The sequence below is a fragment of the Niveispirillum irakense DSM 11586 genome, from assembly GCF_000429645.1.
GTDB classification, from domain to species: domain Bacteria; phylum Pseudomonadota; class Alphaproteobacteria; order Azospirillales; family Azospirillaceae; genus Niveispirillum; species Niveispirillum irakense.
This window is the reverse complement of record NZ_AUCG01000021.1, coordinates 299,448-320,651: the sequence shown is the minus strand read 5'-3', so window position 1 is coordinate 320,651 and position 21,204 is coordinate 299,448. Positions and strand designations below refer to the sequence as shown.

At 61.3% G+C, this 21,204-nt stretch carries 19 protein-coding genes; 4 read left to right on the top strand and 15 right to left on the bottom strand.

All coding sequences use genetic code 11. From position 1 onward, the window contains the following. On the top strand, positions 1-576 hold the full coding sequence (locus G473_RS26280; protein ID WP_084437894.1) for a response regulator: 576 nt from the start codon (positions 1-3) through the stop codon (positions 574-576). Between the two features lie 46 nt (positions 577-622). Beyond that, positions 623-3,118 carry an ATP-dependent helicase HrpB gene (gene hrpB, locus G473_RS0110385; protein WP_029013040.1) on the top strand — a complete coding sequence of 832 codons (2,496 nt, stop codon included), beginning with the start codon at positions 623-625 and terminating at the stop codon, positions 3,116-3,118. Here hrpB and G473_RS26275 read toward each other — a convergent pair. The 13 genes from G473_RS26275 to G473_RS0110320 all read right to left on the bottom strand — a co-directional run bounded on the left by G473_RS26275 (position 3,055) and on the right by G473_RS0110320 (position 14,769). Further along, on the bottom strand, positions 3,055-4,005 hold the full coding sequence (locus G473_RS26275; protein WP_161630969.1) for a YihY/virulence factor BrkB family protein: 951 nt from the start codon (positions 4,003-4,005) through the stop codon (positions 3,055-3,057). The genes hrpB and G473_RS26275 overlap by 64 nt on opposite strands. A 68-nt stretch (positions 4,006-4,073) precedes the next feature. After that, the gene (spbR, locus tag G473_RS0110375; protein WP_029013039.1) at positions 4,074-5,183 is read right to left on the bottom strand and encodes a SpbR family protein; all 1,110 of its coding nucleotides are present in this window, start codon (positions 5,181-5,183) and stop codon (positions 4,074-4,076) included. A 150-nt stretch (positions 5,184-5,333) separates the two neighbouring features. Continuing rightward, complete coding sequence (locus G473_RS0110370; protein ID WP_029013038.1) at positions 5,334-6,101, bottom strand: DUF6969 family protein; 768 nt, start codon at positions 6,099-6,101, stop codon at positions 5,334-5,336. A gap of 95 nt (positions 6,102-6,196) precedes the next feature. Beyond that, on the bottom strand, positions 6,197-7,222 hold the full coding sequence (locus G473_RS0110365; protein ID WP_051330126.1) for a TAXI family TRAP transporter solute-binding subunit: 1,026 nt from the start codon (positions 7,220-7,222) through the stop codon (positions 6,197-6,199). A 41-nt stretch (positions 7,223-7,263) separates the two neighbouring features. Then, a complete protein-coding gene (locus tag G473_RS0110360) occupies positions 7,264-7,959 on the bottom strand; it encodes an ABC-type transport auxiliary lipoprotein family protein (RefSeq protein ID WP_245580036.1) in 696 nt (231 codons plus the stop codon). After that, on the bottom strand, positions 7,956-8,894 hold the full coding sequence (locus G473_RS0110355; RefSeq protein ID WP_029013035.1) for an MlaD family protein: 939 nt from the start codon (positions 8,892-8,894) through the stop codon (positions 7,956-7,958). The genes G473_RS0110360 and G473_RS0110355 overlap by 4 nt, the downstream gene beginning before the upstream one ends. Before the next feature lie 3 nt (positions 8,895-8,897). Next, entirely contained in the window at positions 8,898-9,680 is a 783-nt protein-coding gene (locus G473_RS0110350) for an ABC transporter ATP-binding protein (protein WP_029013034.1), read from the bottom strand. Position 9,681: 1 nt separating this feature from the next. Further along, complete coding sequence (locus G473_RS0110345; protein WP_245580035.1) at positions 9,682-10,767, bottom strand: MlaE family ABC transporter permease; 1,086 nt, start codon at positions 10,765-10,767, stop codon at positions 9,682-9,684. A 177-nt stretch (positions 10,768-10,944) separates the two neighbouring features. Next, positions 10,945-11,745 (bottom strand): ABC transporter permease, encoded by an 801-nt coding sequence (locus tag G473_RS0110340; RefSeq protein WP_029013032.1) that lies wholly within the window; start codon positions 11,743-11,745, stop codon positions 10,945-10,947. Next, complete coding sequence (locus G473_RS26270; protein ID WP_035706476.1) at positions 11,742-12,524, bottom strand: ABC transporter ATP-binding protein; 783 nt, start codon at positions 12,522-12,524, stop codon at positions 11,742-11,744. The genes G473_RS0110340 and G473_RS26270 overlap by 4 nt, the downstream gene beginning before the upstream one ends. Next, positions 12,521-13,522, bottom strand: a complete 1,002-nt coding sequence (locus tag G473_RS0110330) for an ABC transporter substrate-binding protein (protein WP_029013031.1) — start codon at positions 13,520-13,522, stop codon at positions 12,521-12,523. The genes G473_RS26270 and G473_RS0110330 overlap by 4 nt, the downstream gene beginning before the upstream one ends. A 60-nt stretch (positions 13,523-13,582) precedes the next feature. Continuing rightward, the gene (locus G473_RS0110325; RefSeq protein WP_029013030.1) at positions 13,583-13,996 is read right to left on the bottom strand and encodes a dihydroneopterin aldolase; all 414 of its coding nucleotides are present in this window, start codon (positions 13,994-13,996) and stop codon (positions 13,583-13,585) included. Next, complete coding sequence (locus G473_RS0110320) at positions 13,996-14,769, bottom strand: SDR family oxidoreductase (protein WP_035706473.1); 774 nt, start codon at positions 14,767-14,769, stop codon at positions 13,996-13,998. The genes G473_RS0110325 and G473_RS0110320 overlap by 1 nt, the downstream gene beginning before the upstream one ends. Positions 14,770-15,016: 247 nt before the next feature. On the opposite strand from G473_RS0110320, the gene G473_RS0110315 reads away from it, so the two are divergent. Continuing rightward, positions 15,017-16,360, top strand: coding sequence for a glutamine synthetase family protein (locus G473_RS0110315; protein ID WP_029013028.1), 1,344 nt, complete (start codon positions 15,017-15,019; stop codon positions 16,358-16,360). A 195-nt stretch (positions 16,361-16,555) separates the two neighbouring features. Further along, positions 16,556-16,870, top strand: a complete 315-nt coding sequence (locus tag G473_RS26265) for a hypothetical protein (protein WP_051330125.1) — start codon at positions 16,556-16,558, stop codon at positions 16,868-16,870. Here the strand turns inward: G473_RS26265 and G473_RS0110305 are convergent. Together G473_RS0110305 and G473_RS0110300 are read right to left on the bottom strand one after the other, a co-directional pair. Then, the gene (locus G473_RS0110305; protein ID WP_029013027.1) at positions 16,867-18,012 is read right to left on the bottom strand and encodes an aldose epimerase family protein; all 1,146 of its coding nucleotides are present in this window, start codon (positions 18,010-18,012) and stop codon (positions 16,867-16,869) included. The two genes, G473_RS26265 and G473_RS0110305, sit on opposite strands and share 4 nt — an antisense overlap. Before the next feature lie 57 nt (positions 18,013-18,069). Next, positions 18,070-20,922, bottom strand: coding sequence for a TonB-dependent receptor (locus G473_RS0110300; RefSeq protein WP_051330123.1), 2,853 nt, complete (start codon positions 20,920-20,922; stop codon positions 18,070-18,072). Between the last annotated feature and the right edge of the window lie 282 nt (positions 20,923-21,204).

Sequence of the window (21,204 nt, the reverse complement as noted above, 5' to 3'; positions counted from 1 at the left end):
ATGACCATACTAGACAGTCGGCGATGGGAAATTAAGCCAATTCGCGCATCCCGTCATATTGCCGGGATTTCTATAGCCAACGTCATAGGGCGGCGGCTGTTCCCGGCATCGGCCCCAAGTCGGACTGTCTTTTTCCGCGCAGCGCATCATTATCAGAAACGGGTGTGGCCTTACGTCAAGGATCGGGGATGTTTAAAAGTGCAGCAGCAAACGCCGACATCGTTGAAAATACTCATTTGTGAAGATGAAACCCTGATCGCTCTCGGCCTCGCGGCCGTACTGGAAGATGGTGGTCACGAAGTTTGTGGTATTTGCGGAACAGCCGATGATGCTGTGGATGCAGCCGCAGAGCAGCGCCCTGACCTTGTGCTGATGGACATCATGCTGCGGGGAACGCGCGATGGGCTGGATGCGGCGGCCGAGATTCGCCGCCGCCTCGACATACCCTGCCTGATGATGAGCGCGAATGATCCGGCATTGCTGCGCGACCGGCTCACGGAAATCCAGGCGATCGGCTTTATCCCGAAGCCCTACAGTCCGAACGATCTGCTGGGATGCCTGGCGCGGCTGGGGTGAAGTGTCGCATATGGCGGGTGGGCGCTGCTTGCGCTAAACCGGGGCCATGTCACAGCCATTCGCTCCCCTGCCCGTCGATGATGCCCTGCCCGCCCTTCTGTCGGCATTAAGCCAAGGGGGGAATGCGGTTCTCCAGGCTCCCCCTGGGGCTGGCAAAACCACACGAGTTCCCCTGGCCCTGTTGGATGAGGCCTGGGTCGATGGACGGCGGATCATCATGCTGGAGCCGCGGCGGCTCGCCGCACGGGGTGCTGCACGGCGCATGGCGGCAATGTTGGGTGAGGATGTGGGCGAAACGGTCGGATATCGCGTCCGGCTGGATAACCGCGTATCGGCCCGAACCCGAGTCGAGGTGGTGACAGAAGGGATTTTCCTGCGCCAGCTTCAGGCCGACCCTTCGTTGGACGGTGTAGCCGCCGTGCTGTTCGACGAGTTCCACGAGCGCAATCTGGATAGTGACCTGTCGCTGGCATTCTCTCTGCAAAGCCAGACCCTGCTGCGCGACGACCTTCGGCTGATCGCCATGTCCGCGACCCTGGATGGGGCACCGGTGGCAAAGCTGCTGGGCGATGCACCGCTCATCACCTCTGAAGGGCGGGCCTTCCCCGTGGAAACGCGCTGGGCCGAACCGCCGCCCGGTGACCGGATCGAAGAATGGACGGCCCGAACCATCCGCCGCATCCTGGTGGAGGAGGAAGGCAGTCTGCTGGTCTTCCTGCCGGGAACCGGTGAAATCCGTCGGGTGGAAAGGTTGTTGGCGGAGGCGAGCTTGCCGCCCGACGTGCTGGTGACACCGCTCTATGGCGATTTGAGCCTGGAGGCACAGGATGCGGCCATCCGCCCCGCACCAGCCGGCCGGCGCAAAGTGGTGCTCGCCACGGCAATTGCCGAGACAAGCCTGACCATTGATGGTGTGCGGGTGGTGGTTGACAGCGGCTATTCCCGCCTCGCCCGCTTTGACCCCCGCAGCGGGATGAGCCGGCTGGAAACCATCCGGGTATCCCGCGCCTCCGCCGATCAGCGACGCGGCCGTGCCGGCCGCACCATGCCCGGCATCTGTTACCGTCTCTGGTCGGAAGCGGCGGACCGGGCGCTGATCGGGTTCACCGCGCCAGAAATCACCCGGGCCGATCTGGCGCCCCTGGCGCTGGAGCTTGCCCAGTGGGGCATCACCGATATCACCGAACTGTCCTGGCCTGACCTGCCACCGGCACCAATGCTGGCACAGGCACGCCATCTTTTGCGGCAGTTGGGGGCACTGGATGAGAAGGACAGGATAACCCCTCACGGCAAGGCGATGGCCCGGCTGGGCCTGCATCCCCGCCTGTCCCATCTGGTGCTGCGCGGGCGCAGCTTGGGGCGCACCCGTCTGGCATGCCGCGTCGCCGCCCTGATCGGGGAACGGGATATTCTGCGGGGGGGCATCCGCGATGCCGATCTGCGCACCCGCCTGGACCATATGGCCGAACGCGGTCGCCTGGGTGATGTGGATCGCGGCGCGTTGCAGCAGGTGCGGGAAGTCGCCCGGCAACTGGAACGGCAAGTCGGCGGTGACGCCGGCACCATCGACCATGACGATGCCGGGCTTCTACTTGCCCTGGCCTATCCCGACCGGATCGCCCAACGCCGGGCTGGAACTGCCGGGCAGTACCGGCTTTCCGGCGGGCGCGGGGCGACACTGGACAGCACGGACCCGCTGGCCACCCGCGAATTTCTGGCCGTTGCCGATCTGGATGGTCAAGGCCGCGATGCACGCATCTTCCTCGCAGCCCCCGTCACGCAGGCGGAACTGGAAGAGGCGTTTGCAGACCAAATTCATACTGAAACCCAGGTCGCCTGGGATGGTCGGGAACAGATTGTTCAGGCACGGCGCCGACGGCGACTGTTTGAGCTGTCCCTGCGGGACGAGGCGCTGACCGATCCCCCGAGCGATGCCTTACTGCCCGCCATGCTGCAGGGCGTCCGGGAAATGGGCCTGGGCTGCCTGCCCTGGACCAAGGAACTGGAGCAATGGCGGCTTCGTGTCGGCTTCCTGCGGCGCACCGCGCCAGACCGCTGGCCGGACATCTCGGATGACGGCCTGCTGGCAAGCCTTGAGGAATGGCTGGCGCCCTATCTGGACGGGGTGCGCCGCCGCGCGCATCTGGACCGGATTGATCTACACGCCGCCGTCACGGGCATGCTGGACTGGAACAGCCGGCAAGCCTTGGATCATGAAGCCCCCACCCACCTGACCGTGCCCACCGGCAACCGCATACCGATCGACTATAGCGGGGACGAGCCGGTGCTGGCCGTACGCCTGCAGGAACTGTTCGGCTTGGCGGAGACACCACGGCTCGGCGGCGGGCGGGTGCTGGTCCTGCTGCATCTGCTGTCACCCGCCCACCGGCCGGTGCAGGTCACGCGTGACCTCGCTGGTTTCTGGACAGGCAGTTATCGCGATGTAAAAAAAGATCTGGCAGGGCGTTACCCGCGTCATTACTGGCCTGATGATCCGCTGGTGGCGGAACCGACGGCACGGGCCAAACGGCGCGGGTCCTGATCTGCTACCACGCGGCCATGCTGGCGTTCCAACTGCGCATCCAGTTCTGCCCCCAGCAGGACCGCGTAGGACCCGAGATACATCCACATCAATAACGCCATACCAGCGCCAAGCGAGCCATAAGTAGCGTTGTAATCAGCGAAATTGGAAATATAGATCGAGAAGCCGATGGAGCCGAGCAGCCAGAGGGCGGTGGCAGCCACCGCGCCCGGTGTGATCCAGCGCCATGCGACATGCGGACGGCAAGGGCCGAACTGATACAGCACGGACAAAGCGGTGATGACGGCCAGGGCCAGGATCGGCCAGCGCAGAATGCGGACAATCCATTCCACCGCCATGCCCAGACCGACAAAATTCAAAATTGTCGGCACGGCCACAACAATGGCCAGCGCCACGACCAGCAGCAGCATCAAACCGAGTGTCAATACCAGCCCGGTCAGGGAAAACGCGACAAATCCCCGTTTCTCCTTCCGGTCATAGGCAATGTTCAACGCGCGCATCAAGGCGCGCACCCCACCCCCTGCACTCCACAGGGCCACCGCCAGACTGGTGAGAAGGCCGAGACCAAGCGCCCCCGGCTTCTGCCGGGTCAGGCTATCCAACTGTGTCAGCAGCAGATCACGCCCTGACGGCGGCAGGAAGGCCGTCACCGGTCTTAGATGATCGTCGATGGATTGGGGATCAGCCACCAGCCCGTACAGGGCCGTTCCGGCAACCATGGCCGGAAACAGGGCCAGCAAGGTCAGGAACGCGACACCGGCGGCCACCACACTGATATTATCACGGTCTGCCTGGTCCCAGCACCGACGCAAGGTTAAAAGCCAGCCGCCGGGCGGCTGTAACACCTGTTCCTCACCCGTTACCGTCGGATCCCGTCCATCTGTCACAGCCAAAGTAACGCCCCTTTTCCACCCTGTCCTACAGGCAACAGGATGGAATGGGTGCCGGTTCCCTGTCAGGCCGCCGCGACCCGCAGATCACTCAGTTTGGTCAGCAGGTAATCCACATCCTCACTGGCCAATTCCTCGAACTGGGTCAGTATCCGCTCCAGCATCCGGCGGCGGTGGCGTTCCAGATCATGGTCCAGCCCGTCAAATTCGGTCTCGTTCGCCACATCCATGGCAATCCGCAACGCCGGATAGAGCTTGGGCGGCAGGCCCGTGCGATCGAACAGGGATTTAAGGCCCAGACGGCCCGCATCATGGATCAAAAGACGCGCGTTGCTGACCGGCACCTGACCCAACTGTGCCATGGCCATTTCCAGGAACGGCACATCGCCCATGCACAGGGCCCGCAGCAGCAGCGACGGGGTCAGGCGGTTGCTGCGGCGCAGTTGCGCCACCAGCCGCTCCAACTCGGCATCGCCCATGCCGCCAACCAGCCCATAGGTGGCGCGCTCACGGGATTGCAGCACGACATCGGCAGCAAGATTAGCCGACAAATCATGTTTGGCCACCAGCCGTTCCCGCAATTGTTCGGAAACCAGCGCCACCAGCCGTTCTGCCACGGTCGCAGGCAGGCGGGAACGGCCAACCATCGGCTCCGCAACGTCCTTGCTATCCGGGAACCGGTCCAAGGCGCGGCTGAAGACCTGTTCATCAATCTCCGCCGTGTCATTGGCCATCAGGGTGGCCACGACCTTCTCGCTGCCCCGCTCCACCAGTTCGCCCGCGACATGAGCGCTGACCTCCGGACGACGCGCCACGGCTGTCTGTTTTTCAGACGAACCGCTACGGACGATCTCCACCAGATCGGAATCCGTCAGCACAGTCGATACTTCAATGAACGGCAGCGCCACTTCCTCAACATCACGTGCCAGAGAAAGCGCGACATCATGGGGAATGGAGGCATTGCGTTTCAGGCTGTCGGCGAGCGCGACGCGGACGCGCGTCGCAACATCACGCGCCATGAGACGAACGATATCCTCCGCCAGGGCCCGTTCAGAAGCTGTGATGGCGGTTGCGGAAAACTGTGCCGCCACCTTCTCCGCCATTTCCGCACGGGTATTGGGCGAAGGGTCGGTCAGCAGCCGCTGCACATCCTGCTGGGTCAGCATATCGGACATCGGGCTTGAAGCCTCCCCGTGAACGGATCAGATGGCGCGGCATTGCAAATGCCTAACCGGGTTTCTTACCGATTAAATTTAGTGCAGGGCGGGCATAATTGCGAACGCCAAAATGAAGACACTGACCACAAGGGGGATATGATTTCCGCATTAACCGCCAATGTTTGCGACATGCAGACCTGTCTCCGGCTGGCGGCGGCGTTTTCGACGCCTTTCCTGCGCCTCCCGCTCGACCAAGCGGACACGATCAACCATGTCGATCCGTAATTCCGATAGCACTTCGAGCATCCGGTCGTCATACGCGAAAGACTCGGGGTTATTCTCCCGGAAAACGGCCAGCGCCGCATCCCTTTGCGCCAAAAGCTCCCGGATCGGCTGATGGTAAAAGCGGACCAGCGCCGTAAGCCAGCGATTGATCACCCAGTTCGGCCTTGCATGATCAATGACAAACCCATCTAACATGCGCACCACATCGCTTGCCGGATACCAGGTTTCCCCCGTCACCCAGCGATTGGTCGTAAAAAGCCGGACAGGCCGGCCCAGCCCATCCAGCGCCACGCCGACCAAATGCGACAGGGCACTATTCCCATCAAGATCGGGGGCCGGCTCCGCCGCGGCCAGCGGGGCAACCCCTTCCGGCATCCCCAGGGGTCGCAGGAATGTATGGAAATGCCCCACCTCGCCCAGGGGCTGACTGCCCACAGGATGGGCGTGAAAATAATATTGAGCATGGTGTTCGGCATCATAAACATCCGTTTCCGGATAATGCCGCATGTCGTTTTCAGGCAACCCGTTCAGAAGAAGGGTTAAAATATTGTCCTTGGTCTTTGACAATATTCTTTCACATTCAACAAGTTCACGGGCGACGGCCAATAAATCACTCAGTTGGTCATCGTCCAGCCGCGCCACGTCTTTCATAGACACCGAACCTGCTGCAAGATGGATGAATTACATACCCATCCGGTCAACCCTGTGCACAAGCCTAGCACGACCTGACCACACACGGCTGCATTCTATTTCGATTTAGGCGGGGTGGCAGTGGCCTTCTCCGCCGCGGGGTGAAGCGGTGCCGTGCGGCCGGCTGTGGGCAGGCGCGACTGATCAATGCTGGAGAAAAGCGGATGCTGGGCAGCCAGATCTTCCGTTTCCCGCGTCAGCACCCGGACAATCTCAGCCACTGCCGCATCATCGGCATCGGCACGCGCCACCAGCGTTGCCACCACGCCAATGGTGGCGACATCATTTTCCAGGCCTTTATAGAGCGCCGCTGGGACGGTTGCCACCGCCAGTTCGGGATGTTCAGCCAGCAGCGTATCCATCGCCGGGCCGGACAGTGGAACCGGCACGGCCCCACATGATGTGATTGCCTGATCAACAGCGCTGTTGGGATGGCCAACGGCCAGGAAAGCAGCATCAAGACCACCATCGCAGAGAGCCTTGACCGACTGATCCGGTCCCATCTCCTCCGCCTCGTCGTCCTTTTCCTTCAATCCGGCGGCCATGATCGCCATATCTGCCAGATTGCGCAGGGCGGAACCACGAGGGCCATGATTGACCCGCTTGCCCTTCAGGTCCGCCAGCGCAACGATACCGGCTTCCGGGCGCGCCAGCAGAACCAGGGTTTCCATATGCAGGCTTGCCACGGCCCGCAATTCACCAAAAGGACCCGCGGCGGCAAAACGCCCCTCTCCCTTATAAGCCATGCGCTGCCAGTCGGACTGGACCAGGGCCATATCCGCCTCGCCCGAGCGCAGGGCATTCAGGTTATAAACGGGGCCGGAGGTCGCCTCTACCAGACAGCGGTAACCGTGGCGCACCCGTTCCTGATTCATGATCCGGCAGATTGCCCCGGCGGCTGGATAATAAAGTCCAGTAACGGCCCCCGTGGCGATGACAAGCGGACGCCCCCGTGACGGGGCGGGGTCCGCCGCTGGTTGCTGGGCGCTGGCAGGCAACGCAATACCGGCGAGCATAAGCGGGGCGATGGCCAGGGCGACCGTCACCCGGCCAATGGATAAGCGGATTTTCCGGAAAGACAAAAGCCGTAATTCCCGTCAGCAAGGTAGAAGAAAGGCGCAGGTCACCGCCCGATGGAGCGGGGCAGCGGGTCCATGCTCACATTGGTCATGCCCTGCTGCAGCGTCCATTCCACAATCCGCCGCAGCACTGCGCCGGTCGCATTGTCCATGGCCGCGACAATATCCGTCAAGGCCGGGCTGGAGGCGGTCACCCGCGCCTCGAAAGTGTCACTGGCGACGATGTTGCGCCGTGGCATACGGACCAGCTTTGCATTGATCCTTACCACCGCTTCCGGTGCCGTCACCGTGGGATCCGCGCCAGCGTAATTGGCCTGGAAGTCGCGAAGATCGGTTTTCAAAATGAAGTCGGCACGCAGGCCTGAGCGCTCCACCCCAACCGCCACAATGCGGCGGCTATTCTCGAAGCTCTCAACCAGCAGGGTCTGCATCATGTCCGGGGCCGTATCCACCCAATTGGCCGCGGCATAATAGGTCATCCGGTTACTGGTCTCGCCCAGGGCGATGCGGGGCGTGTCGATGCCGTTATTCGCCAGTGGCGTCTCCACCAGCAATTGCCACTGCGCGCGCTCCAACCCGGCGGTGAATTCACGCGCCGGGGTCAGCATATAGAGGCGCGGCGGAGGGCCAGCATTAAACAGCCTTGCCGGGGAGCAGGCGCCCAGCGTCAGAAGACCTGTGCCGACCGCTGCCAGCACGCCCCGACGGGCGATCATCGAACCGGATCGGAGGGTCTTCATTCTGCATTCACTCCCGAGTTGCCGCCGAACAGCAGATCGGCCGGGTCACGTTCCAGACGCCGCGCAACGCGGCTCAAATTGGATGTCAGATCCTGAAGATGGATCAGAAGCTGGCTCAGATCATAAAGACCTGTGGCCGTGAAATCGCGGATCGGTTCCCGGTTTTCCTCGATCATCCCGGCAAGCGAGGCGGAGAGCTTGTTGACCTCCCGCGTTGTCTGGGCCAGTTCACGGGTGATGACACTCGCATCGGCCCCAACCTTGCCCATCGTATCATTGGTGGTGGCCAGCAGCGTGCGGGTCTGGGCGCCCAACACATCAACCTGCCGACGCAGATCGGAAATCAGCAGATTGGCATTGCGCATTGTCTGATTGGCCTCCCCGCTGGTTTCAGCCAGGTTGGCAAGCACGGTGCCGATGGCCTGCTGGTTCTCCTCATTCAGCAGGGTCGAAAGACGCGCTGACAGGTCGACCAGCTTGTCCAGCATTTCCGGAGCTTTTTGCAGCATGGAGGCAATGGCGCTGATCCGGGAGGGAATGACAGGAATATCCGATGTCTGATCCCGCAGCAGCGGCGCATCATTGCTGCCGCCGGCAATCTCGATATAAACGCCACCGGTCACGCCCACCGGCTCCAGCGAGGCGACCGCATCGGTCTTGATCGGGGTATCCTGCGGCACTTCCACCGTCACCCGCACCTGCTCCACATTCTCCGGATTGATGCGGATATCGGTGACGCTGCCCACACTGACTCCGCGATAACGCACAGGGCTGCCTTCCAGCAGGCCGGTCACGGTACCCGACATCATGATGTAATAGGGCTGCACATCCTTATCGAACTGGATTTTTGCCAGCCAGATCACGAAGAACATGACCCCGGCCGCCAGGGCCAGCACAAAGGCGCCGACCGCCGTATAGTTGGCCTTCGTTTCCATGCCTCATCCCTTCGCCGCGCTGGCCGCGCGGCCGCGCGGTCCATGGAAATAATCCCGGATCCAGGGATGATCCTGGCCCAGCAAATCATTGATCGTACCGACGACAACTTTTTTATCCACCAGCACGGCCACACGGTCGCAGATGGCATAAAGGCTGTCGAGATCGTGGGTCACCATAACGACCGTCAGACCCAGGCTTTTCTGCAGGTTGCCGATCAACTCGTCAAAAGCATTGGCGCTGATCGGGTCCAGCCCGGCCGTGGGTTCGTCCAGGAACAGGATTTCCGGGTCCATCGCCAGGGCCCGCGCCAAGCCGGCACGCTTGCGCATGCCGCCGGAAAGCTGGGATGGATATTTGACACCCGCATCGGCCGGCAGCCCCACCATGGCAACCTTGATGCGGGCAATCTCCTCAATCATCTCCCGGGGAAGGGCAGTATGCTCCTTCAACGGCACCTGGATATTCTCCAGCACGGTCAGCGAGCTGAACAGCGCCCCATCCTGGAACAGCATGCCCCAGCGGGCCTGGAGGGCGATACGCTCCCGCTCAGGGATGCGGCGCGTGTCCTTGCCCAGCACCTCCACAGTCCCCGCAGTTGGCTCCATCAGGCCGACAATTTCGCGCAGCAGAACGGACTTGCCCGTACCAGACCCGCCGACAAGACCCAGGACTTCGCCCTTCCGCACCGTCAGATCGACACCATCATGCACAATCTGTCGACCGAAGGCCGTACGCAGACCCTTGATCCGAATGACTGGGGGCTGTTGCGGGGGGACCACCGTCACATCACACCCCGAGATAAGAGAAAAGGATGGAGAAGACGGCATCAAGCACAATGACCAGGAAGATCGACAGCACGACCGACTTCGTTGTCAGCAGGCCAACCGATTCCGCGCTGCCCGTGACCCGCAGGCCCTGATAGCAACCGACCAGCGCGATGACCACGGCAAAGACCGGTGCCTTGACCATCCCCACGAACAGGGTGGAGGGGGTGACCGCGATCTGTAGCTGGCGGGTAAACTGGACAAAACCGATATCGAGATAGGAGTAGGCCATCACCGCCCCCCCCGTCAGGGCAACGATATTGGCATAGAAGGCCACCAGGGGCAGCGCGATCAACAGGGCAATCATGCGCGGCAATACCAGCAGTTCCAACGGGTCCAGGCCCAGGGTCCGCATGGCATCAATCTCCTGATTGACCTTCATCGTCCCGATCTGGGCCGTGAAGGCCGATCCCGATCGCCCGGCCACGATGATCGACGTCATCAGGATGCCGATTTCGCGCAGAACGCCGATCCCCAGCAGATTGACGACATAGATTTCGGCACCGAAACGACGAAGCTGATCCGCGCCCTGATAGGCCAAAACAATGCCGATGAGGAAAGAGAGCAGCCCGATGATCGGAAGCGAATTCAGCCCCGTCTGCTGGAGATGGAAAATGAAGGGTTTCCACCGGATACGCGAGGGTTGCAGCAGCAGGCGCCCGAGCGTGACCATGACCAGCCCGAGAAAGTTCAGCATGGACAAGACCCCATGCCAAAGGCTGACCGTTACGAAACCGAGCTGATAGAGGGCGGGAAAACGGGGGCCTTCCGGTATCTCCGGTCGCGGCTCCCCATTGGTGATACGCTGCACATCCATCAGAAGCTGGCAGAGATCGCTCCGCGCGCCGACGATGGCAACCTTGTGCCCCTGCCCCCGCAGGCGGCGGATCAGCCGGTCCAGCAACAAGGCGCCGGCGGTGTCGAGAGCCGTCATATCCGCCAGATCAAGGCAGATGGAACTGTTACGCTTGCCGGGGTCTTGAACCCTTAATTGCGGCTCCAGGCTTTGTGCCGACGCGATATCCCATCGCCCGGCAGCGGCCAGCACAAACTGGCCCTCTTCCCATGCCGATCTGATGGTTCCCGTTTGCACCCTGGCCCTATCTGCTGCGCACCGAAATGGATACGGTCGGTCCACTTGATATCACAGGCCGTGATGGGTCAATACCTGAATACCGCCAAGGAGGTAGGATGAGGCGGGCTTGAAAAGGCTTTCAACCTTTCGCTACCGCCCCGCCTTGGAAAGCTCGCTTTCATGCCACCGTGCCAGCAACAGACGCTGGATCAGCGAAAGCAACCCGAAAATCGTCATGCCCAACAGGGAAAGCAGTGTCAATGCCGCGAATAGACGGGGCATGTTCAACCGGTTCCCGGATTCAATGATGCGCCATGCGAGACCAGATGCCGTGCCCGATCCCGCCACGAATTCTGCGACCACGGCACCAATCAGCGCCAACCCGCCGGAAATTTTCATACCCGCCAGCAGATAGGGCAAGGCCGAAGGCAGTTGCAGTCGCCACAATATTTGCCAGCGGCTGGCACCATACAGGTGGAACAGATCGCGCAGATTGGGGTCCACCGCCCGCAAGCCCAGGGTCATGTTGGAGAGAATGGGGAAAAACGCGACAATCCAGGCCAGAATCAGCAAGGCCAGATTGACCCGCTCATAACCCACCCAGATCACGACGAGTGGCGCGATAGCGACAATCGGCGTTACCTGCAAGATGACGGCATAGGGATAAAGCGCCGCCGCTGCCAGCCGCGACTGGCTGAACAGCAGCGCCAGCGCGACACCGCTGACCACCGCCAGCAGGAAAGCCTGCAAGGTGATCACAAGGGTCAACCAGAGCGAGCCAAGCAACAAAGCCGCGTCACCCCAAAGGGCGGCCAGCACGGCGCTGGGCGCTGGCATCAGATAAGGCGGCACTTCCCAATACCGGATCGCCCCTTCCCAGGCGCCCAGCAAGATCAACCCGAAAAGCGGCGGGAGCAGCCAAAGGCCGGAACGCTGGATCAATTCCTTCATCCCGCCCCTCTGCCGGTATTGCTGGCCGGTGCCATGGCTGTTTCCAGCAAGGCTGACACGGCCCGGCACTGCGCGCCATAAAGGGTGCCGGTGCGGGTCGCCAGATCGCGCTCCGGCGGCAGATCGACCATCATTTCGCCAACGATACGACCTGGCCGCGGGCCCATCACCGCAATGCGGCTGGACAGGTACACGCTCTCAAAAACACTATGGGTGACGAACAGGACGGTGAAACCGCCATGCCGCCAGAGCGCCAGCAGATCATCGTTCAACTTCAAACGGGTGATCTCATCCAGAGCAGCGAAAGGTTCGTCCAGCAACAACAGGCCAGGCCGCGTCACCAAGGCCCGCGCCAGGGCGGCCCGCATCTTCATCCCGCCGGACAGTTCGCGCGGATAGGCATCGGCAAAATCGGACAGACCGACTTTTTCCAGCTCTGCCAACGCCCTGCTATCACCTTCCGCCCGTCCAACACCCGCCAGGTCCAGTGGCAAGCGGACATTGGCGCGGATCGTGGCCCAGGGCATCAATGTTGGTTCCTGAAAGACGAAACCGATATCGCCACGTGCGGCTGGCCGGGTCCATTCAACCTGCCCTGAGGTGGGGGACAAAAGACCGGCCACCAGACGCAGGACCGTGCTTTTGCCACAACCAGACGGCCCCAGCAGGGACAGGAACTCTCCCGCTGCGACCGTCAGATCAACCCCCGCCAGGGCCCTGGTGCCATTAGGGTAGGACAGCGTGACGGCATCCAGTCTCAGAAGGGGATCAGCACTCACGGCTTCAACGCCAGTCCCTGTCCGTCCCCAACGAAGCGAAAATCCACGCCCCGCCGCCAATCCAGATCTGCCGGATAAATCCCCAAATTTTTCATTTCATTCGTGAAATCTTCCCAGCGGTCAGCATCCATTGTGCCAACGCCGCGGCTTTCGGCATCCCCACCCAGGACCAACCCGTAATCGATCATCTTCTGGCGGGCATAGGCCAGCGTGGCATCATCAATATCCGGGTTCTGTTTTTTGATCAGGGCATGGGCCGGCGCCGGATCGCCCGTCAGATAGGCGTACCAGCCTTCTATGCTGGCCTCGACAAAGGCCTTAACCACCGCCTCCCGCTTTTCCAGCGTATCCCGCCGCACCATGATCAGGGCGGAATAAGAACCATAGCCGTAATCAGCCAGCAGAAATGTCTGCGGCTTCACGCCCGCCTTTTCGGCGGTGAAAGGTTCAGACGTGATATAGCCCTGTTGAATGGCCTTTTTATCAACAAGGAAGGGCGCGATATTGAAGCTGTATTTCCGGATCTGATTATCCGTAAAACCATAGCGCGATGCCAGCCAGCGCCAGATGGTATTCACGGAGGGATCACCGATATGGATCGGCTTTCCTTTCATATCCGCCAGATTTTTGACGTCGTCGCGAGGATGCGTCATCAGCATCCAGGGGTCTTTCTGGAACAGGGCGGCCACAGTGACGACGGGCGCACCAATCTGCACCAGATTAAGCGGGAAAAAGCCGCTGGACCCCATCGCCCCGTCAATGGCACCCGCCGCCAGCAGGCGCTGCGGCTCAACCCCCGTGCCACCGGGGCGGATTTCCACCGTCAGCCCCCGTTTGGCATAAAGGCCGGTGGCCAGCGCCTGATAAAATCCGCCCTGTTCTGCCTGCGCCACCCAGTCGGTCATGAAGACGAATTTCTCGGCCGCCCGAACAGGCAGCACCGAGAGCGTGGCGGCGATCAGGCCAGCGAGCAGAACAGGCAGGCGGAGAGCGGACATGGTTCGACATTCCCTAAACGAACGCAAGCCGGGCGATGCTACCCGCCGCCGCTGCGTCTGTCACCCCAACGACTTGAAACGGATGAATTCCAGGCCCACGGCATCGCAATCTGGATAGACATCCGGCTTTTCGGTGCTGATCCGGGCACCAATCACCATTTCGTAACCGAGACAAAGCTGAAGGATCTGCTCCACCAGCGTTTCCTGCAGGTTCCAGTGACGGCTCATGGCCAGGGTCGTGATACCCCGGCGCAGGGCGTCATAATCCAGCACCTCGTCAATCTCGTCCCGGGTCAGGGTGAGAGGACGCAGGAACAGTTCCGCATTGATAATAATCCGCTGCGGCGCCGCCTTCTCGAAATCGTGAATGCCGATCGAGGTCGGGATGGAGAGGTTCCGCAGATAGATCACCCTTGACTCGCCCATGGCTGAGATGAGCTTCAGGCGAGCCTCGTCAAGCGCAGGCGCGAACATTAATTTTCTCCTCGAACAACATACATCACGTCACGTTTACTGGGCAGCAGATGCTGCCCGCCATCCACCACCAGCAGATCGCTGGCATAGCCGGGAACAGCGGCGATGAACAGGATGGCATTGGCGATATCGTCGGGGGTGGAGCCCCGGCCCAGCGGCGCCAGACGATGGGCACGCTGAAACTCCTCTTCCGTCTGGTCGGCCGATGGTAAGGTCAGGCCCGGTGCCACCCCATGCACCCGAACCCGCCCTTCCAGAGCACAGGCCATCACCTGGGTCGCCGCGTTCAAGCCCGCCTTGCTGATCGTATAGCTGAAAAAATCCGGGTTCAGGTTGACCACCTTCTGATCCAACAGATTGATGACCACAGGATCATCCCGCCTGTCGCAGCAGGCGGCGAAAGACTGGGCCAGCAGGATCGGCGCTTTCAGGTTAACCGCCAGCAGCCGGTCCAGACCATCAGGCGTCATATCCTCCATCCGGTCATATTCGAACAGGCTGGCATTGTTGACCAGCAGACGGGGGGGGCCAAGCGCACGGGCCAATCGTTCCGGTAGCGACGCGGTTTCGGCAGCGTCTGCCAGTTCTGCCTTCAAGGCGACGGCGCAACCCCCCAGCGCTTGCAGGGCGCGCACTGTCTCCTCAGCCTCGCCAGCCGCGCTGTTATAATGGACGCCGACATCCCAGCCAGCCTTCACCAGCCGTTCGGCAATGTGCCGGCCCATGCGCTTGGCCGCACCCGTCACCAATGCCACAGGCCGCTTCGGCTGCATCGCCCCCGTCTCTCCCACCATTCGCCAGATCGGTTTTCATCGCCCTCTCTATCCGATCATCGCCATAAACGCCATGGCTGGCGGCTTTGCCCTGGCGCATTCCCCCCTTGCCGCGCCCCCATCGCGTCTGCCTATACTGACGAAGCTGCAACAACGCGGAGGGTCGCGGGCGTAGCACCATCATGGATCGGATTGCCTGCCCGGCTGACAGCCGGTGGCAGCCGGGCCGCCAACCCGCGGCGTTAACATGAGTACATTGGAAGATTTCATCCGTGCCCGGCATATCACCGAGGTGGAATGTCTGGTCCCCGATCTGTCCGGTATTGCCCGGGGCAAGATCGTCCCGGCAGACAAGTTCCTGCGTATCATGCGGGATCGCGGGCTGCGCCTGCCGGAATCCATTTTCATCCAGACCGTGACCGGTGAATATCCGGAGGATGAGGATGTAACGTCGGTGGAGAATTGGGATGTCTATATGGCGCCTGATCCCCAGACGATCCGCGTTGTGCCCTGGTATACGGAACCAACGGCGCAGGTGATCTGCGACTGTTTTTACGCCGATGGTTCCATCGTCGATATCTCCCCCCGGTCGGTGCTGAAGCGCGTCCTGAAATTGTACGAGGATCGCGGCTGGAAGCCCATCGTAGCGCCGGAGCTGGAATTCTTCCTGGTCGCGGTGAATAAGGACCCCGATTATCCGCTGGTACCCCCGATCGGTCGATCCGGCCGGCAGGAAAGCGGGCGGCAGGCCTATGGCATCGACGCCGTGAACGAGTTCGATCCGATCTTCGAGGATGTCTATGATTTCTGCGAAAAGCAGGAGATCGACGTCGATACGATGAGCCATGAGGCCGGCGCCGCGCAGATTGAAATCAATTTCAACCACGGTGATGCGCTGGAACTGGCCGATCAGGTCTTCCTGTTCAAGCGCACGGTGCGCGAGGCGGCGATCCGGCATCAGGTCTATGCCACGTTCATGGCCAAGCCGATGCAGAATGAGCCCGGCAGCGCCATGCATGTCCATCAATCGCTGGTGGATATCCAGACGGGGCAGAATCTGTTCAGCACAAGCGACGGCGCCGACACGCCCATGTTCATGAGCTTCATTGCCGGGCTGCAGAAGTTCCTGCCCTATGCGATGCCGCTGCTGGCCCCGAACGTCAATTCCTACCGCCGGCTGGTCCAGGGGTCGGATGCCCCGATCAATGTCCATTGGGGGCGGGACAATCGCACCACCGGTTTCCGGGTTCCCGTCAGCCCGCCGGAAGCGCGCCGGGTGGAAAACCGCGTCGCCGGGGCCGATGCCAACCCCTATCTCGCTCTTGCGGCTTCGCTGGCCTGCGGCTATCTCGGCATCGCCCAGGGGCTGGAGCCGAGTGACCCGGTGAAAGGCTCCGCCCATCGTCTGGCCTTCTCCCTGCCCCGCCATCAGGGCGACGCGCTGTCCAAATTCAATAGCTGCAAGCCGTTGAAGGAAGTGTTGGGCGACCGGTTCGTTTCTGCCGTCGGCTATGTCAAGCAGGCAGAATATGATGCCTACCAGCGGGTGATCAGTTCCTGGGAGCGGGAGAACCTGCTGCTGAACGTGTGAGCCTGGCCAGACGTGTCAAGGCGGCACGCCTGGTCGCATCAAACCGTTCTGCCACTGCTCCGTGGGACAGTGGCGGAACGGTTTGGGGAGAAGATGAGTTTATGGCATTGCCCCCACGGGAATCCGGCATAGGGCGCCGTTCTCGGGCCGGCCTATGCTGACGGGTGCTTCGTTGATGCAAAGGGAGGGTGTGCCATGCCTTTTCTCATCCGCTTCATGCTGCGCCATGCGGCCCTGGGTTTTCTGCTGGGGATTATGGGTGCAGGTGCCGCCATCGCCGCTGATTTCGCTGGACTGCGCAGTTTGGCCGCCTTGTCGGATATGGGCTGGGTTGGGTTATCGGCCTTCGCCTTCCTGACTGGCTTGACCATTGGCGGGCTGCAGATCGGCTTTGCCGTGATGCTGCTGCCTTATGATGATGCGCCACCCTCTGGTGGTAAACCGAGGCGCATCATCCCAGTGCCGCAACTGAAGCCGATACCCGTCAGGGTGCCGCGCCCAGGCGCTTAAACTGCATAGGTGGAGAAGCGATATTCGCTGTGGGAGCGAAAGGTTTGCCCCGGCCGCAGAAGCGTGGACGGAAATTCAGGCCGGTTGGGACTATCCTGGAAATGCTGGGGTTCCAGGCAGAAGCCGCAATGCGGCCTGTAAGGCACACCATTCCGGCCCGGCATATCAACAGAGTTGGCCGTAAAGAACTGCACACCTGGCTCCGTCGTCCATAATTCCAGGACACGGCCGCTTTGCGGCTCCAAAACCCGCGCGGCTTGGCGCAAATCACCAGATCGGCCCCGGATCACGAAGCAATGGTCATAGCCATTGCCGATACGCATCTGCTCTTCTGATGAGCCAATGTCCCGACCGATGGGTTTCGGCACCCGAAAATCCAGCGCCGTGCCCGCGACCGGTCTTATCTCCCCCGTCACCAGCTTATCGGGACCAAAAGCGGTGAAACCATCCGCCTCCACCCGCAGCAAATGATCGTGGACTGGCCTTGAATGGTCATAACCCAGGTTGAAATAGCCATGATGGGTCGGGTTCAGGACCGTGGGGGCACTGGTGGTGGCCTCGATTGTCAGGGCCAACCTGTCATCATCCGTCAGGCAATAGGTGACCTGGATGGAAAGGGTGCCGGGGAACCCCTGGTCACCATCAGCGCTTATCAGGGAGAAGCGCACGGCCGGCCCGGCCTTGTTATCAGCGGCCTCGCCCTGCCAGTTCCGCTTGGCGAAACCCACGGGGCCCCCATGGGAGCTATGGCGACTGCTGCCGGTTTCCAGTTGCACCATCCGCCCGTCCAGCGGAAAGCGGCCATTGGCGATACGGCCGGCATAGCGTCCAACCAGGGTTCCGAAATTCCGCGACCGCGTCCGGTAGGCTTCAAAATCATCCAGACCGAGAACGACCTCCCCGTGACGACCGGCACGGTCGGGCATATGCAGGGAAGTGACCGCCGCCCCATATGTCATGACGGCGGCACTGCTGCCGCGGCGGTTCGTCAGGGTAAAGCGGTAGACAGGGTCGCCATCCGGCATGCGCCCCCATTCCTCACGCCGCACCTGTCCGGCGGACGATGGCGGCAGAGTCTGGCAGCCGGCAAGCGCGGTACAGCCCAGAAGGAATAAACGACGGTTGAGAATGGAGCCCGGCATCAGCACCCCGGAAAGGCAGGGTGCGGCGGGACTAAGATGCCCGCCGCACCCTTAACATTACATCTTGTATCGAGCACCCAGGAAGAACTGGCGACCGGTATGGTGATAGACATAGGTGCTGTTCCGCACCCCATCCAGTTCACCATGATATTGACGGTTCGCCTCATCGGTGAGGTTGAGCGCTTCCAGCGTGATGGTGAAATTCTCCGTCACATTATAGGAGGCAGAGGCATCAATCGTCGTGGTCGCGGATTTACCATTGGCGACGATGCCACGGGTGCCGGCATTGGCCGCCGGAACCTGCTGGAAGTAACCGGAACGGTAAGCAGCGGAAACACGGGCGTTCCACTTCTCCCCATCATCATAATAAAGCGTCGCGTTCCAGGCATTGGGCGACAGGTTGACAAGATCCGCGGTCACGAAGGTGGCGCAGGCCGCATTCGGGCAGTAGTCGATCTTGGATGACACATGGGTGTAGTTAACCTGCAGGCCCAGATTGGATAACAGGTCCGGCAGGAAAGTCAGCGGCTGCTGATAGCTGATTTCAAACCCTTTCAGCGGGCCGCCCGGCGTGTTGGTGGGTGTGCTGAAAACATATTCCAGGTTCGGGTCACGTCCGCCACCGGCCGGGAAGGCTGTGGGGTTGAGCGCCGTCAACTGGGCATACGTCATCACCTGCTGCGTCGTCTGAACGAAGGTGGAGATATCCTTGTAGAAATAAGCGAAGGAGATCAGCGATTCCTTGGCGAAATACCATTCCACAGAGGCGTCGAAAGTGTTGGCCCGGTAGGGCTCCAGATTAATGTTCCCCAACGATGCGCTGGGGTTGGGTGCACTCAGCGCCGACAGGGTGAAGACGGGGATCAGGTTGGAGACCGGCGGACGAGACATCACCTTCGCCGCAGCAGCGCGCAGCACCAGATCATCCACCGGCTCCAGCGACAGGTTGATGGAGGGCAGCGTGTCCTTATAGGAGTTCTTGCCCGTGGCAGCGGTCGCCACGCCGGCAACGGCGGAGTAGCCGGTTGCTGTCACGTCCGTATCAACACGGCGAACGCCGACATTACCCCGGAAAGGCATGTCGCCCAGCGAAATGTCCCAGTCCGCCTGGACGTAGAAGCCCAGCGATTCCTCTTTCACATTGCGCCAGTTGGCGAGGGTGGACGTGTTTTCCAGCCCCTGAAGGCGGAAATCACCCCCCGGTACGCCGGTATCGCAGTTGCAGTTGAAATTATAGAGGCGGGCAAATGCTTCCAGATCCGGCACCAGCCACGAGGTCGGCGTGCCATCGGGCAGGTTAAGCCCCTTGCCGAACCCTTTCAGCAGCGTCGTGATGCTGGCAAGGCTGGTGCCTGCGGGCAGTGCGGGCGCGACATTGGAAGTGGCCGAAGGACGCGAATAGGCCGAGGTGTCGGACTTGAAGCGCTTCCAGTTCACGCCAGCCTTCAGGGTCAGCGCATCGGTGGCATCCCACTCGAAACCGCCCTGCGCGGTGTCATAGATATTGACCTGATAATTGGGATTCATCCGGATTTCCGAACGCGGAACCGCGCCGGTCGGCCCCACAATCGTCCAGGCTGCCGGATCGGTAACGTCGAAACCGTAGGAAATCAGCGGCAGGTTACGGTTGTTCCGGAAGTCCCAGCTATAGCCATCCGTATTCTGGCGATCCATCAGCACCGTGGTCTGGATCGGGTTTGCAAAATCAGACTTGGCGCGGCCGCCCGTGGCACTGGCACGGAAAGCCTCGGAGAATTCATGCTCCACATTCAGCGTATATTGCTGGAATTCCGTCGTCAGCTTATCGAAACGCTGTTCGGAGCGGATATCCATGTCGTCAAGCACGGCATAGACCATTTCCCCGGTACGCGGATCGACCTCAGCCGAAACGATATCCACCTGCGGCTTGCCGCCCTGGGAGGCATTGCGGCTCAAGGACCAAGCCTCCAGGAAGTTTTCCTGGCGGGTATTATTCAGCTTGGAATAAAGCGCATCGAACGTGACGGTCGTGTTGCCTTCCGCCGGGCGCGCCTGAAGCGACAGCGTGGCGCCGGTGCGTTCCTGGTCGTGAACCAGGCGGCCATAGCGCGGGATACGCGGATGGAAGATGCCGCCGGCAGCCGCCGCCCCACCGGGCAGGGCAGCAGGGTTCTGGAAGCCGTTATCGCCATTGGCCGGGCCCCAGCGAACCGAACTGAACCCTTCTTCCAGCAGATCGCGCTCCGAATAGGCGACGGAAAGCAGCGCCCCGATCTGGTTATCCAGCCAGGTGTTGGACAGCAAGACAGCGCCGCGCGGGTTCGCCTTCTTCGACAGGTCATTATAACCGATCTGACCGGACGCGGCGGCAGTGAAACCGTCGAAATCAAACGGGCGGGAGGTGCGCAGATCGACTGTAGCGCCGAGAGAGCCCTCCTCCACTTCCGCCGAAGCGGTCTTGCGCACAGTGATGTTATTGAAGAGTTCAGAGGCAAAGACATTGAAGTCGAAACCACGGCCCCGGTTAGTGCCGCCGGAACTGTCCGTCGCGCCCGTCGTGGCTTGCGCCTCAATCCCGTTGATGCGGGTACGGGTGAATTCCGATGAAAGCCCGCGCACGGTCAGCGACCGCCCCTCGCCAGCGTCCCTGTCAATCGACACACCGGGAATACGCTGGATGGATTCCGCCAGATTGGTATCGGGGAAATCCGCGATGTCCTCAGCGGAAATCGCATCGACAACACCGGCAGCGTTGCGCTTGATGTTCAGCGCGTTGGCAAGGCTGGCACGGAAACCGGTGACAACAATTTCTTCCAGGCTCTCCGTCGCAGCGGTTTCCTGCGCCTGCGCAAGACCTGCCCCCAAGGTCAAAGCGGTAATAGAGGCACCAAAAGCCAATAAGCGCCGGGCGCGGCTAAAATTCCGGGACATATGTTTCCTCCTCCAAAGGTTGCTTTTCAGGGGTTGACCCCCTTTTCAAGCTTTCCCCGCGGCTCGCGGGCATCGGCTTCGCACAAGTTTTGTCTGGCGATTGCCACCGGTGTCATGCAAAACTAAGCCCGGATGTCGATCTGCGCAAGCGCTTTACCGCGACAAACCGCCGCGCTTGCGGATTTTCCCGAACATTCCTGTCCGGGCGCGACTTTCTGGTCACTCTTCAGGGTTAGGACCACAGCACCGAGATGGAATGAACGGCACCAAAGATGGCGCCCG

Coding starts and splice junctions, on each gene's coding strand:
- G473_RS26280 (WP_084437894.1), top strand. CDS start 1: ATGACCATACTAGACAGTCGGCGATGGGAAATTAAGCCAATTCGCGCA.
- hrpB (WP_029013040.1), top strand. CDS start 623: ATGTCACAGCCATTCGCTCCCCTGCCCGTCGATGATGCCCTGCCCGCC.
- spbR (WP_029013039.1), bottom strand. CDS start 5,183: ATGTCCGATATGCTGACCCAGCAGGATGTGCAGCGGCTGCTGACCGAC.
- G473_RS0110370 (WP_029013038.1), bottom strand. CDS start 6,101: ATGAAAGACGTGGCGCGGCTGGACGATGACCAACTGAGTGATTTATTG.
- G473_RS0110360 (WP_245580036.1), bottom strand. CDS start 7,959: ATGAAGACCCTCCGATCCGGTTCGATGATCGCCCGTCGGGGCGTGCTG.
- G473_RS0110355 (WP_029013035.1), bottom strand. CDS start 8,894: ATGGAAACGAAGGCCAACTATACGGCGGTCGGCGCCTTTGTGCTGGCC.
- G473_RS0110340 (WP_029013032.1), bottom strand. CDS start 11,745: ATGAAGGAATTGATCCAGCGTTCCGGCCTTTGGCTGCTCCCGCCGCTT.
- G473_RS0110330 (WP_029013031.1), bottom strand. CDS start 13,522: ATGTCCGCTCTCCGCCTGCCTGTTCTGCTCGCTGGCCTGATCGCCGCC.
- G473_RS0110325 (WP_029013030.1), bottom strand. CDS start 13,996: ATGTTCGCGCCTGCGCTTGACGAGGCTCGCCTGAAGCTCATCTCAGCC.
- G473_RS0110320 (WP_035706473.1), bottom strand. CDS start 14,769: ATGCAGCCGAAGCGGCCTGTGGCATTGGTGACGGGTGCGGCCAAGCGC.
- G473_RS0110315 (WP_029013028.1), top strand. CDS start 15,017: ATGAGTACATTGGAAGATTTCATCCGTGCCCGGCATATCACCGAGGTG.
- G473_RS26265 (WP_051330125.1), top strand. CDS start 16,556: ATGCCTTTTCTCATCCGCTTCATGCTGCGCCATGCGGCCCTGGGTTTT.
- G473_RS0110305 (WP_029013027.1), bottom strand. CDS start 18,012: ATGCCGGGCTCCATTCTCAACCGTCGTTTATTCCTTCTGGGCTGTACC.
- G473_RS0110300 (WP_051330123.1), bottom strand. CDS start 20,922: ATGTCCCGGAATTTTAGCCGCGCCCGGCGCTTATTGGCTTTTGGTGCC.